The sequence below is a fragment of the Kitasatospora sp. NPDC004723 genome, assembly GCF_040609255.1.
GTDB lineage: Bacteria > Actinomycetota > Actinomycetes > Streptomycetales > Streptomycetaceae > Kitasatospora.
Genome location: NZ_JBEXJT010000034.1, coordinates 23,821 through 39,132, shown reverse-complemented (window position 1 = coordinate 39,132; position 15,312 = coordinate 23,821). Strand labels below are relative to the sequence as shown.

Below are 15,312 nucleotides of genomic sequence, written 5' to 3'. Positions count from 1 at the left end.
GGTGAGGACGTCCAGGAATCCGATGGGCCGGGACGGGTCGGCGGCGATCGACCTGAGCAGTCGGATCCAGCGTGCGGTCAGCGCCTCGATCGTCGACCGGTCGTAGAGGTCGGTGGCGAACTCGACCGTGCCGGACATGCCGGCCGGGGTGCCGTTGTCGTCCCGGTGCTCCCCCATGTTGATGAACATGTCGAACCTGGACGTGCCCATGGCGACACCGTCTGCCGCGACCTGCAGGTCGGGCAGTTCGAAGTCCGGCTGCTCGGTGTTGAGGAGGGCGAGCATGACCTGGAACAGGGGGTGGTGCGTGGTGCTGCGGTGCGGGTTGAGCTTCTCCACCAGGTGCTCGAACGGGATGTCCTGGTGGGCGTAGGCCTCCAGGCTCGTCCGGCGGACCTGCGCCAGCAGGTCGGTGAAGGGCGGGTTGCCCGCCGTATCCGTGCGCAGCACCAGGGTGTTGACGAAGAAGCCGATGAGCTGGTCGAGGTTCTCGTCGGTGCGTCCGGCGATCGGTGCACCGAGCGGGATGTCCGTGCCGGCACCGAGACGGGTCAGCAGAGCGGCGAAGGACGCCTGCAGCACCATGAACATGGTGGTACCGGTCGAACGGGCCAGCTCGGACAGCGCCTGGTGCAGCTCCGCGTCGATGCCGAAAGTGCTCACGTCACCCGCGTAGCCGGCCACCACGGGGCGGGGCCGGTCGGCGGGGACGGTGACCTGCTCCGGAAGACCGGCCAACTGCCCGGCCCAGTAATCCTGTTGGCGGGCGAACAGGCTGTCGGGATCGGTGTCGTCACCGAGCAGGTCGCGCTGCCACAGCGTGTAGTCGGCGTACTGCACCGGAAGCTGCGGCCACTGCGGCGCGGAACCCTCCAGTCGGGCGGAGTACGCGGCGACCAGGTCGCGGGCCAACGGCGCGAGCGACGAACCGTCACCGGCGATGTGGTGCAGCACCAGCATCAGCACCGACTCGCTCGGGCTGACGGTGAACAGCTCGGCGTGCAACGGCACCTGGACCGACAGGTCGAACTCGTGCCGAGCGGCCTGACGCAGCTGGTGGGAGAGACCGTCCTCGCTCGTGGTACCGATCCGCAGGTCGATCCGGGCGTGCTCGGGGTCGAGAACGCGCTGGCGGGGCTGCCCGTCGACCTCCTCGAAGACCGTGCGCAGCGCCTCGTGCCGCGCGATGACGTCGTTGATGGCCTCCCGCAGCACCTGCCGGTCCAGGTCACCGGTCAACCGCAGGGCGAGCGGCATGTTGTAAGTGGCGGAGGGACCTTCCAGCTGGTGCAGGAACCACAGCCGCTGCTGGGCGAAGGAGAGGGGAAGGGGGTTGGGCCGGGTGGCGGGCAGGAGCGGCGGGCGCAGCTCGCTGTTCCGGGTCAGGCGCGGCGCGAGCCTGGCAACCGTGGGCGCCTCGAAGAGTGTCTGGAGGGGCATCTCGGTGCCGAGGGTGGCGCGGATCCTGCTGGAGAGCTGGGTCGCCAGCAGGGAGTGACCGCCGAGCGCGAAGAAGTCGCCGTCGATCCCGACGCCGGGCAGGCCGAGGATCTCCGCGAACAGGGTGCAGAGGATCTCCTCCTGCGGCGTGCGCGGTGCACGGCCACCACCTGCGGACGTGTACTCCGGTGCGGGAAGGGCCTTGCGGTCGATCTTGCCGTTCGGGGTCAGCGGAATGCGGTCCAGGGTGACGATCGCCGACGGGACCATGTACTCCGGCAACTGCGCCTGCAACACCTGCCTCAGCGCCGTCACCAGCGCCCCGCTGGTCCGCGCCCGGGCCGGGGAGTTCGTCAGAGAAGCGGAACCACCACCGGAGGACCGGTAGACACCGGTCACCGCCCGGGTGTCCGCCGTGTCCAGCAGGACCGCGTCGAACCCGCCCGGAAGACCGGCACTCCACGTGACCACCGCCCGCAACCCGAGACCCTCGGCCCACCGGTGGAAGGCCTCCGGATCGATCCCGGCCACCGAGCCGAGCACCGACCGCACCGCCTCCAGGCCCTCACCCGCGTCCAGCGCCTCGACCGCAGCCGCCTCACCCGACAGACGCGCGTCGGGAACACCCACCACACGCAGCGGCACACCACCGGCAAGCCGCTCCCCGAGCTGCTCCAAGGTCGTGAGGTCGCTCCCCCAGTGCAGGATCGGCCGGCCGGCCTGGTCGCCCGAACCGGCAACGTCGGTCAGCTCCGCCGGATTCTTGTGGAGGGCGACCTCGTAACGGTGGCGGGTCAGCTCGTTGTGCGCCTGACCGCGCTTGATCCGGATGTCCACACCCGCACCGCACTCGGCGGCGAGAGCGGTGAAGTAGTCCGGGTGGACCAGCAGTTCCTTCTCCACCACCAGGGCGTGCTCCACCGAAGCATGGAGCTGGGCACTGCCGGCGGCATTCGGGGCATGGATGGCCGTCTGGAACATCCGCAGCTGTCCCAGATGACGGATGTCACCCAGCAGGACCCGGCCACCGTCCGCCAGCAACTCCAGCGCCTGACGCAGAACCGAGGTCAGGTACTCCCGGTTCGGGAAGTACTGCGCAACCGAGTTGATCACGATCGTGTCGAAGTAACCGGCGGGCAGCCCCGTGAAGTCCTCCGCCGGCCGGCAGCGCAGCTGGACGTGCTCCCAGCCCCGCTCCGCGACCTGCCCCACCAGCCGGGTCACCACCGGCTGCGACAGATCGGTGCCCCAGTAGGCCTCGACCTCCCCCGCCAGCGGCGCCATCAGCAGACCCGAACCGACACCGATCTCCAACACCCGCCGCGGCGCGAAGGAACGAATCCGCTCCACCGTCGCCGCACGCCACTCCCGCATCTCCTCCAACGGGATCGCCTCACCCGTGTACGAGCTGTTCCACCCCGCGAAATCCTCACCCAACGACGCGGCCGAACCCTCGTACAGCGAGTCGTACAACTCCCGCCAGTCCTCAACCTGCTCACCGGCACCGACGTCGGCACCACCACCGGCCCCCGGAACGACATAGGCCACCAGACGGGTGTCACCGGGCTGGTCCTCACGCGGAACCACCACCGCCTGCGCCACCTCGGCATGCCGCGCCAGCACCGACTGGACCTCACCCGGCTCGATCCGGAACCCACGGATCTTCACCTGATCATCACTACGACCCAGGTACTCCAGCTCACCGTCCCGGTTCCACCGCACCAGGTCACCCGTGCGATACATCCGGCCCCCGGCACCACCGAACGGATCCGCCACGAACCGCTCCGCCGACAGACCCGCACGCCCCAGATAACCACGCGCCAGACCCCGACCCGCCACATACAACTCACCCGCGACACCCTGCGGCACCGGCCGCAGATACTCATCCAGCACATACACCCGGGTGTTGACCACAGGCCGCCCGATCGGAACCCTCGGCCCGGACAACGGACCACCGGTCGACGCATAGACGGTGGTCTCGGTCGGCCCATAAGCGTTGATCATCCGACGCCCCACCGACCACCGCTCCGCCAGATCGGGCGGGCACGCCTCACCCGCCACCACGACGGTGCCCAGATCAGGCAACGCACCCTCAGTACCGGACGGCAGACTCGCCAGAGCCGACGGCGGCAGGAACACATGACTGATCCGCCGCTCGGCCAGCACCCGGCCCAGCTCCTCACCCGCCAGCAAGGAAACCCGCGGCACCACCAACGTGGCCCCCACGGCAAACCCGAGCATCAACTCGATGACCGAGACATCGAAACTCGCCGAGGTGAACCGCAGCACACGACTGCCCTCACCAAGAGCGCAACGCTCGACCAGCGTGGCGACCAACGACGCCAGACCCGTATGCGCGACAGTGACACCCTTGGGCCGACCCGTGGAACCCGAGGTATAGATCGTGTAGGCGGTGTTCGCCGCCCTCAGCGGTGCGACCCGGTCCGCGTCCGTCGGATCGGTGACCGGCTGCCCGTCCCAGACCGCGGCCAGTTCCTCGACGGCCAGACCGTCCGGCAACTCCTCCGCCCGTCCCGCAGCGGTGAGCAGCAGCACGGGAGCCGCATCGGCGAGCATGTACGCGATGCGATCCGCCGGGTACTCCGGATCCACCGGCAGATAACCCGCGCCCGCCTTCACCACACCCAGGATCACCGCGACCTGCTCGACACCGCGCGGCAACGCCACACCGACCAGATCCTCAGCCCCGACACCCCGGCCGATCAGCCAATGCGCGACCTGATTCGCCCGCGCGTTCAACTCCGCATACGTCCACGTCTCATCCCCGGCCTCCAACGCCACCACGTCCGGCGCCACCGCCACCCTGGCCTCGAACAACCCGGGCAGCGTGGCGGACGGCACCTCGGCGGCGGTGTCGTTCCATTCGCTGAGGATGCGCCGGCGCTCGACCTGGTCGAGGATCTCGACCGTGTCGACGGTCAGCTGCGGATCGGCAACGACGGCCCGCAGCAGGCGTGCCCACCGCTCGGCCATGACCTCCATGGTCGACCGGTCGTACAGTTCCGTCGCGAACTCGACGAACCCGTTGATTCCCGCAAGCGCGCCGTCTTCGCCATGCTCCTCGCCGACAGTGATGAACACGTCGAATCGCGCGGTGCCGGTGGGAATCGGCTCGGGGCTGACTCGCAGCCCGGGAAGCTGGAAGTCGGCCTGCTCGTTGTTCTGCAGAGCCAGCATGACCTGGAAGAGCGGGTGGTGCGAAGCGGAGCGGTGCGGGTTGAGCTTCTCCACCAGGTGCTGGAACGGGACGTCCTGGTGCGCGTAGGCGGCCAGGGTGGCCCGGCGGACCTGCGCCAGAAGGTCCGTGAAGGCCGGGCCGCCGGCCGTGTCGGTCCGCAGGACCAGGGTGTTGACGAAGAAGCCCACCTGGTCGTCGAGGTTCTCGTCGGTACGCCCGGCGATCGGAGAACCGATCGGGATGTCCGTACCGGCGCCGAGACGGGTCATGAGGACGGCGAGGGAGGCCTGCAGCACCATGAAAACGGTCGTGTCGGTGCTGCGGGCCAGCTCGGCGAGGTCCCGGTGCAGGTCCGCGTCGAGACCGAAGGCGATGGTGTCACCCGAGTTGCCGGCGACGGCGGGGCGGGGCCGGTCGGTGGGGAAGGTGACCTGCTCCGGCAGGTCGGCCAACTGCTCAGCCCAGTAACCGTTCTGGCGACTGAACGCGCTCTCCGGGTCGCCGTCGTCACCGAGCAGCGCACGCTGCCACAGGGTGTAGTCGGCGTACTGCACCGGCAGCTGCGGCCAGTCCGGCTCGGCACCCGTCAGGCGGGCGGTGTAGGCCGCGATCAGGTCGCGGGCCAGTGGGGCCATGGACCAGCCGTCCGCCGCGATGTGGTGGACGATCAGCATCAGCACCGAATCGGTCGGGCTGAGGCTGAACAAGCGGGCGCTCAGGGGTACCTGGCCCGACAGCCTGAACTCGTGCTGGGCGGCTTGGTGGAGCTGGTCGCTCAGCCGGTCTTCGTCCGTGGCGACGGTCTGCAGGGCGACCCGGGCCCGGTCGGGGGTGAGGACGTGCTGGCCGGGCTGACCGTCGACCTCCCGGAAGACGGTGCGCAGCGCCTCGTGGCGGGCGATGACGTCGTTGATGGCGTCCTGCAGCACCTGGGGGTCGAGATCACCCGTGAGACGCAGGGCGAAGGCCATGTTGTAGGTGGCCGAAGGGCCTTCCAGCTTGTGCAGGAACCACAACCGCTCCTGGGCGTAGGACAGCGGCAGCACCTGCGGCCGCGCGACCGGCACCAGCGCCGGGCGCAGCTCGCCCGCGTGGTCGGCCAGCCGACGCGCGAGCTGCGCCACGGTCGACGCCTCGAAGATCGCGCGCAGCGGGATCTCCACGCCCAGTGCCCTGCGTATCCGGCTGATCAGACGGGTGGCCAGCAGCGAGTGACCGCCCAGGTCGAAGAAGCTGTCGTCGACCCCGACACTCGACAGGCCGAGGATCTCGGCGAACGCCGCGCTGAGGATCTCCTCCTGCGGCGTGCGGGCGGCACGCCCGGCGCCCGCCGCGGTGTAGACCGGGGCCGGCAGGGCCTTGCGGTCGATCTTCCCGTTCGCGGTCACCGGCATCCGGTCCAGCGCCACGACGGCCGCCGGGACCATGTAGTCCGGCATCTGCTGCCGCAGACGGTCGCGGACCTCCTCGGTGGACACACCGCGCTCCGGCTCCGGAACGACGTAGGCCACCAGACGGGTGTCACCGGGCTGGTCCTCACGCGGAACCACCAGGGCCTGCGCGACCCCGGGCATCCGCGTGAGCGCGGCCTGGACCTCGCCGGGCTCGATCCGGAACCCGCGGATCTTCACCTGGTCATCGACCCGGCCGAGATACTCCAGCTCACCGTCCCGGTTCCACCGCACCAGGTCACCCGTGCGGTACATCCGGTCGCCCGCCGCACCGAACGGATCCGCCACGAACCGCTCCGCCGACAGACCCGCACGCCCCAGATAGCCACGCGCCAGACCCCGACCCGCGACGTACAGCTCGCCGGCGACACCCGGGGGCACCAACCGGAGGTACTCGTCCAGCACATGGACCCGGGTGTTGGCCACCGGCCGCCCGATCGGAATGTACGTACCCGCCAGTGGCTCACTGACCGTGGCGGCCACGGTCGACTCCGTCGGCCCATAGGCGTTGATCATCCGACGGCCCGGCGACCACCGTTCGACCAGCTCCGGCGGGCACGCCTCGGCGCCGACGATGAGGCCGGAGAGCTCGGTGAGCGTGCTGGGCGCCTGGGCCGGGAGGGTGGCCAGGACGGACGGCGGGATGAACGCGTGGGTGATCCGCCGGTCCGCCAGGACCCTGGCCAGATCCTCCCCCGCCAGACGGCCCGGCGGGGGCACGACGAGGGTGCCGCCGCCACTGAGGGCCATCAGCAGTTCCAGGACCGAGGCGTCGAAGCTGGGCGAGGCCAGCTGCACCACCCGGCTCCGGTCAGTGGTACGGCAGCGCTCGACCAGCGTGGAGGCCAGCGAGGCCAGACCCGTGTGCGTAACGGTGACGCCCTTGGGCCGACCCGTGGAACCCGAGGTGTAGATCACGTAGGCGGTGTTCACCGGGGTGAGCGGCGCAACCCGCTCCGCATCCGTCGGATCGCTCGCCGGCTGCCCGTCCCAGACCCCGGCCAGCTCCTCGACCGCCAGACCCTCCGGCAACTCCTCCGCCAGCCGCCCGGTCGTGAGCAGCAGGGCGGGAGCGGCATCCGCGAGCATGTACGCGATGCGATCCGCCGGGTAGTCCGGGTCGACCGGCAGGTAACCGGCACCCGCCTTCACCACACCCAGGATCGCCGCGAACAGTTCCGCACCGCGCGGCAGCGCCAGCCCGACCAGGTCCTCAGCCCCGATGCCCCGGCCGATCAGCCAGTGCGCGATCCGGTTGGCACGCGCGTTCAGCTCCGCATACGTCCAGGTCGCATCGCCGGCCTCCAGCGCCACCGTGTCCGGCGCCACCGCCACCCTGGCCTCGAACAACCCGGGCAGCGTCGCTTCCTCGACCTCGGGCCGGAACGTGGTCACCCAGTCCCGGAGCCGGGCCTCCTCACCCTCGGTGAGGAAGTCCAGCGAGCCGATCGGCCGGGACGGATCGGCGGAGACCGCCTTCAACAGCCGGGCCCAACGCTCGGTCAACGCCTCGATCGTCGACCGGTCGTACAGGTCCGTCGCGAACTCGACGAAGCCACTGATCCCCGAAGGTGCGCCGTTCGAGCCATGCTCCTCGCCCACCGTGATGGCCAGGTCGAACATCGAGGTTCCGGTGGGCCAGATCTCACTGTCCGCCTGCAATCCGGACAGTTGGAAGTTCGGCTGCTGGGTGTTCTGGAGTCCCAGGGAGATCTGGAACAGCGGGTGGTGGCTGGAGGAGCGGTGCGGGTTGAGCTTCTCCACCAGGTGCTCGAACGGGATGTCCTGGTGGGCGTAGGCCTCCAGGTTGCTCCGGCGGACCTGTGCCAGCAGGTCGGTGAAGGACGGGTTGCCCGCCGTGTCCGTGCGCAGCACCAGGGTGTTGACGAAGAAGCCGATGAGCTGGTCGAGGTTCTCGTCGGTGCGTCCGGCGATCGGTGCGCCGAGCGGGATGTCCGTTCCGGCGCCGAGACGGGTCAGCAGAGCGGCGAAGGACGCCTGCAGCACCATGAACATGGTGGTGCCGGTCGAACGGGCCAGCTCGGACAGCGCCTGGTGCAGCTCCGCGTCGATGCCGAAAGTGCTCACGTCACCCGCGTAGCCGGCCACCACGGGGCGGGGCCGGTCGGCGGGGACGGTGACCTGCTCCGGAAGACCGGCCAACTGCCCGGTCCAGTACTGCTGCTGGCGGGCGAACAGGCTGTCGGGATCAGTGTCGTCACCGAGCAGGTCGCGCTGCCACAGGGTGTAGTCGGCGTACTGCACCGGAAGCTGCGGCCAGTCCGGGCCGGCGCCCGCCAGTCGGGCGGAGTACGCGGCCACCAGGTCCTGGGCCAGCCGGCCCATGGACCAGCCGTCACCGGCAATGTGGTGCAGCACCAGCATCAGCACCGCCTCAGCGGAACCGGTCACGAACAAGTCGGCGGACAGCGGAATCTGCGAGGACAGGTCGAACTCATAGCGGGCGGCCCGATCCAGCGCCCGGGCGACGTCGGCCTGCTCGACCCGCTGGACCGGCAGCTCGATGCGGGCCTGCTCCGGGTCGAGAACGCGCTGGCGGGGCTGCCCGTCGACGTCCTCGAAGACCGTGCGCAGCGCCTCGTGGCGTGCGATGACGTCGTTGATGGCCTCCCGCAGCGCCGGCCGGTCCAGGTCACCCGTCAGCCGCAGGGCGAGCGGCATGTTGTAAGTGGCGGAGGGACCTTCCAGCTGGTGCAGGAACCACAGCCGCTGCTGGGCGAAGGACAGCGGCAGCACCTCCGGCCGGGGCAGCGCGACGAGAGCCGGACGCGTCGCCCCCTCGTCCAGCCGCACGGAGAGCTTGGCAACCGTGGGCGCCTCGAAGAGCGCCTGGAGGGGCATCTCGGTGCCGAGAGTGGCCCGGATCCTGCTGGAGAGCTGGGTCGCCAGCAGGGAGTGACCGCCGAGCGCGAAGAAGTCGTCGTCCACCGTGACACTCGACAGGCCGAGGATCTCCGCGAACAGGGTGCAGAGGATCTCCTCCTGCGGTGTGCGCGGTGCGCGGCCACCACCCGCGGACGTGTACTCCGGTGCGGGAAGGGCCTTGCGGTCGATCTTGCCGTTCGGCGTCAGCGGAATGCGGTCCAGGGTGACGATCGCCGACGGGACCATGTACTCCGGCAACTGCGCCTGCAGCACCTGCCGCAGCGCCGTCACCAGCGCCCCGCTCGTCCGGGCCCGGGCCGGGGAGTTCGTCAGAGCGGAACCACCACCGGAGGACCGGTAGACACCGGTCACCGCCCGGGTGTCCGCCGCGTCCAGCAGGACCGCGTCGAATCCGCCCGGAAGGTCGGCACTCCACGTGACCACCGCCCGCAACCCGAGACCCTCGGCCCACCGGTGGAAGGCCTCCGGATCGATCCCGGCCACAGAGCCGAGCACCGACCGCACCGCGTCCAGGTCCTCACCGGCGTCCAGCGCCTCGACGGCAGCAGACTCGCCCGACAGACGCGCGTCGGGAACACCCACCACACGAAGGCCGCCTTCGGCCAGCCGCTCCCCGAGCTGCTCCAAGGTCGTGAGGTCGCTCCCCCACCGCACCACCGGCAGGCCGGCCAGATCCGTCAACGCCCCCGCACCCTTGTGAAGGGCGACCTCGTAACGGTGGCGGGTCAGCTCGTTGTGCGCCTCACCACGCTTGAGGCGGATGTCCACACCCGCACCGCACTCGGCGGCAAGAGCGGTGAAGTAGTCCGGGTGGACCAGCAGTTCCTTCTCCACCACCAGGGCGTGCTCCACCGAAGCATGGAGCTGAGCGCTGCCGGCGGCATTCGGGGCATGGATGGCCGTCTGGAACATCCGCAGCTGTCCCAGATGACGGATGTCACCCAACAGGACCCGGCCACCGTCCGCCAGCAACTCCAGCGCCTGACGCAGAACCGAGGTGAGGTACTCCCGGTTCGGGAAGTACTGCGCGACCGAGTTGATCACGATCGTGTCGAAGTAACCGACGGGCAGCCCCGTGAAGTCCTCCGCCGGCCGGCAGCGCAGCTGGACGTGCTCCCAGCCCCGCTCCGCGACCTGCCCCACCAACCGGGTCACCACCGGCTGCGACAGATCAGTGCCCCAGTAGGCCTCGACCTCCTCCGCCAGCGGCGCCATCAGCAGACCGGAACCGACACCGATCTCCAGCACCCGCCGCGGCGCGAAGGAACGGATCCGCTCCACCGTCGCCGCACGCCACTCCCGCATCTCCTCCAACGGGATCGCCTCACCCGTGTACGAGCTGTTCCACCCCGCGAAATCCTCACCCAACGACGCGGCCGAACCCTCGTACAACGAGTCATACAACTCCCGCCAGTCCTCAACCTGCTCACCAGCACCGGCACCCACATCGGCACCACCACCGGTCCCCGGAACGACGTAGGCCACCAGACGCACATCGCCGGGCTGGTCCTCACGCGGAACCACCACCGCCTGCGCCACCTCGGCATGCCGCGCCAGCACCGACTGGACCTCACCCGGCTCGATCCGGAACCCACGGATCTTCACCTGATCGTCACTACGACCCAGGTACTCCAGCTCACCCTCCCGGTTCCACCGCACCAGGTCACCCGTGCGATACATCCGGCCACCCGCCGCACCGAACGGATCCGCCACAAACCGCTCCGCCGACAGACCCGCACGCCCCAGATAACCACGCGCCAAACCCCGACCCGCCACATACAACTCACCCGCGACACCCTGCGGCACCGGCCGCAGATACTCATCCAGCACATACACCCGGGTGTTGACCACAGGCCGCCCGATCGGGACATGGGCACCCGACAGCGGCTCACTGGCCGTGACGTCCACTGTCGACTCCGTCGGACCGTACGCGTTGATCATCCGACGGCCCACCGACCACCGCTCGACCAGCTCCGGCGCGCACGCCTCACCAGCCACCACGATCGTGCCCAGGTCGGACAGCACGGACTCGCTACCCGCCGGCAAGGTCGCCAACACCGACGGCGGGAGCGTCACATGCGTGACCCGCCGCTCGGCCAGCACCCGGCCCAGCTCCTCACCCACCAACCGCTGCGACCCCGCCACCACCAGCACCGAACCGGTCGCCAGCGCCATCACCAGCTCCCACACCGCGGCATCGAAACCCGGCGAGGCGAACTGCAGCACCCGACTGCCCGCGGTCACCGCGAACCGCTCCAGATGCGTCACCACCAGGGATGCCAGACCCGTGTGCGTGACGGTGACGCCCTTGGGCCGGCCCGTGGAACCCGAGGTGTAGATGACGTAGGCGGTGTTCGCCGGGGTGAGCGGCGCGACCCGCTCCGCATCCGTCGGATCGCTCGCCGGCTGCCCGTCCCAGACCCCGGCCAGCTCCTCGACCGCCAGCCCCTCCGGCAACTCCTCCGCCAGCCGCCCCGTGGTGAGCAACAGGGCGGGAGCGGCATCCGCGAGCATGTAGGTGATGCGCTCGGACGGGTACTCCGGATCCACCGGCAGATAACCCGCGCCCGCCTTCACGACGCCCAGGATCACCGCGACCTGATCAGCACTGCGCGGCAGCACCACACCGACCAGGTCCTCGGCCCCGATGCCGCGCGAGATCAGCCAGTGCGCGATCTGGTTCGCCCGCGCGTTCAACTCCCGGTACGTCCAGCAGACATCAGCCCCGTCCACCGCCACCGCGTCCGGCGCGACCGCCACCCTGGCCTCGAACAGCCCGGGCAGGGTCGAGTCCTCGACCTCGGGCCGGGACATGGTCGCCCAGCCCCGGAGCCGGGCCTCCTCACCCTCGGTGAGGAAGTCCAGCGAGCCGATCGGCCGGGACGGATCGGCGGTCACCGCCTTCAACAGCCGAGTCCAGCGAGCGATCAGCGCCTCGATCGTCGACCGGTCGTACAGGTCCGTCGCGAACTCGACCGTGCCGGACATGCCCTTGGGCGTGCCATCGGGGTCGTGGCTCTCGTACATGCTGATGAACGCGTCGAAGCGCGCTGTGCCGGTGCCCCAGGTCTCGGAATCCGCCTGCAGGCCGGGCAGGTCGAAGTGAGCCTCCTCGTTGTTCTGGAGGACGAGCGCGACCTGGAAGAGCGGGTGGTGCGCATTGGATCGCAGCGGGTTGAGCTTCTCCACCAGGTACTGGAACGGGACGTCCTGGTGCGCGTAGGCGTCCAGGCTGGTCCGGCGGACCTGCCCGAGCAGGTCCGCGAAGGCCGGGTCGCCCGCCGTGTCGGTCCGCAGGACGAACGTGTTGACGAAGAAGCCGACCAGGTCGTCGAGGCTCTCGTCGGTGCGCCCGGCCACGCCGCTGCCGATCGGGATGTCGGTCCCGGCGCCGAGGCGGGTCAGCAGGGCGGCCACGGAGGCCTGCAGCACCATGTACAACGTACTGCCGGTGGAACGGGCCAGCTCGACGAGGTCCCGGTGCAGCTCCGCGTCGAGGCTGAAGGCGCTGGTGTCGCCCTCATAGCTGGCGACGGCGGGGCGGGGCCGGTCGGTGGGGACGGTGACCTGCTCCGGCAGACCGGCCAACTGCTCAGCCCAGTAGCCGTACTGGCGGCTGAAGGCGCTCTCCGGGTCGCTGTCGTCACCGAGCAGATCACGCTGCCAGAGCGTGTAGTCGGCGTACTGCACCGGCAGCTGCGGCCAGTCCGGCTCGGCACCCGTCAGGCGGGCGGTGTAGGCCGCGATCAGGTCGCGGGCCAGCGGCGCGAGCGACCAGCCGTCACCGGCGATGTGGTGCAGCACCAGCATCAGCACCGAATCCGTCGGGCTGACGGTCAGCAGCTCCACGCGCAGCGGCACTTGGCCGGAAAGGTCGAACTCGTACCGGGCGGCCCGGTTCATGGCCGGCGTGAGACCGGCCTGATCGACCTGCTGGACGTACAGCCTGGCGCGAGCCTGGTCGGGAGTGAGGACGCGCTGGCTGGGACGGCCGCCACCCTCCTCGAAGACGGTGCGCAGAGCCTCGTGGCGCGCGACCACGTCGTCGATGGCACCCTGCAGCGCCTGCTGCTCCAGGTCGCCGGTCAGCCGCAGGGCGAGCACGATGTTGTAGGTGGCGGAGGGGCCTTCGAGCTTGTGCTGGAACCACAGCCGCTCCTGGGCGTAGGACAGCGGCAGCACCTGCGGCCGGTCCACCGGTTCGAGTGCGCGGCGCAGTTCTCCGGCGTGGTCGGCCAGCCGGCGGGCGAGCGCTTCCGCGGTGGGCGCGTCGAACACGGTTCGCAGCGGGATCTCCACGCCGAGTGCCGTCCGGATCCGGCTGATCAGACGGGTGGCCAGCAGCGAATGGCCGCCCAGGTCGAAAAAGCTGTCGTCGACCCCGACCCCGGACACGCCCAGGATCTCGGCGAACGCCGTGCACAGGATCTGCTCCTGCGGCGTGCGCGGAGCGCGTCCGGTGCCCGTCAGGGTGTAGTCGGGTGCGGGAAGGGCCCTGCGGTCGATCTTCCCGTTCGGCGTCATCGGCATCCGGTCCAGCGCCACGACAACCGCAGGAACCATGTGGGCGGGAAGAACGCTTCGCAGCTGCTCCCGGATCCGCTCCGAGGAGAAGCCGGCGGCCGTCACCGGTACCGCGTACGCCACGAGGCGGGCACCGCCGGGCTGGTCCCGGCGAGCGACGACCACGGCCTGGGAGACGCCGGGCTGCTCCTGGAGCACCGCCTCGATCTCTCCGGGCTCGATCCGGAATCCGCGGATCTTCACCTGGTCGTCGCTACGGCCCAGGTACTCCAGCTCACCCTCCCGGTTCCACCGCACCAGGTCACCCGTGCGGTACATCCGGTCCCCCGCCGCACCGAACGGATCCGCCACGAACCGCTCGGCACTCAGACCGGGCCGGTTCAGGTAGCCACGGGCGACGCCCTTTCCCGCGATGTAGAGCTCGCCGTCCCCGCCCGCGGCGACCGGCTGGAGCCGGGCGTCGAGAACGTACACCCGAGTGTTGAACAGCGGCCGTCCGATGGGCACCTGACGGCCGGACAGGGCCCCGCTCGCCGTCGCGTACACGGTGCACTCCGTCGGCCCGTAGGCATTTATCATCCGACGGCCCGGCGACCAGCGTTCCACCAGCTCCGGCGGAACCGCCTCGCCGATCATGGTCAGGGTGCCGAGTCCGGACAGGGCCGACTCGCTTCCCACCGGGAGCGTCTCCAGCACCGAGGCGGTGATGAAGGCATGGGTGATCCGGCGGTCGGCCATGATCCGCATGAGCTCGTGGCCGGCCAGGCTGTCGGCGTCGGTCAGGACGAGGGCGGCGCCGGACGTCAGCGCGAGGAATATCTCCGAGACGGAGGCGTCGAAGCCGAGCGAGGCGAGCTGCAGGATCCTGCTGCCCCGACCTGCCGCACAGCGGTCGGTCAGCGCGGCGGTGAGGCTGGCGAGCCCGGTGTGGGTGACAGCCACGCCCTTGGGCCGGCCGGTGGAACCGGACGTGTAGATGGTGTAGGCAAGACCCGCGGCGGTGAGCGGCGCACGGCGGTCGGCATCGGTGGGATTGCCGGTGGCCTGCTCGCGCAGCAGCCCGGGAAGCATCTCGACCGGGACCGTCTCAGCATCGGCGACGGACAGGCTTGCGGCCAGGGAGGCCGTGGTCAGCAGCAGGGCCGGCTTGGCGTCAGTGAGCATGAAGTCGATGCGCTCGGCCGGGTATCCCGGGTCCACGGGCAGGTAGGCGGCACCCGCCTTCGTGATGCCCAGGATCACGGTGATCTGCTCGGCGCACCGGGGGAGGGCCACACCGACCAGCTGCCCGGGAGCGATGCCGCGTGAGATGAGCCAGTGCGCGATCCGGTTCGCCTGCGCGTTGAGCTCGGCGTAGGTGAAGGAGCGGCCACCGTCCTCCAGCGCGAGCGCCTGCGGGGTCGCTTCGACCTGAGCCTCGAACAGCTGCGGCACGGTGGCGTCTTCGATGTCGTCCCGCCGGTTTCCACCCAGGTCGGACAGCAGCCGGTCCTGTGCGCCGGGTGCTACGGGCACGCCCCCGTCGGCATCGGGGCGGAGGGTCTCAGCGAACCGCTTGTCAGGGGTGGTCATGAAGACTCCACAGGAGAGGCGACGAGCGTCCAGGCGCGGAAGCCGAGATTCACTGACTGATCTCAAGCCTGAACCGGAAATGACTCGGGTCGGTAATGCGAGCAGGCCGAAGAGAACCGCGGCGATCGCACTGATCGTCCACCGGCTTCGAGTGCCTTTACTTGGAGGTTCGACAACGGAGCACCCGCGCCGGCAAGACGTTCGCGCCAGAACAGGCAT

The 15,312-nt window shown here is 70.0% G+C and carries 1 protein-coding gene (only partly in view); it reads right to left on the bottom strand.

Features of this window, described 5'->3' with window-relative positions:
• A protein-coding gene (locus tag ABZW10_RS26990) for a non-ribosomal peptide synthase/polyketide synthase (RefSeq protein ID WP_355370438.1) crosses the window boundary here: on the bottom strand, nucleotides 1-15,312 show its beginning. 21,996 nt of this gene lie to the left of the window's left edge; only the first 15,312 of its 37,308 coding nucleotides appear in the window; it begins with the start codon at nucleotides 15,310-15,312; its stop codon lies beyond the left edge, outside the window.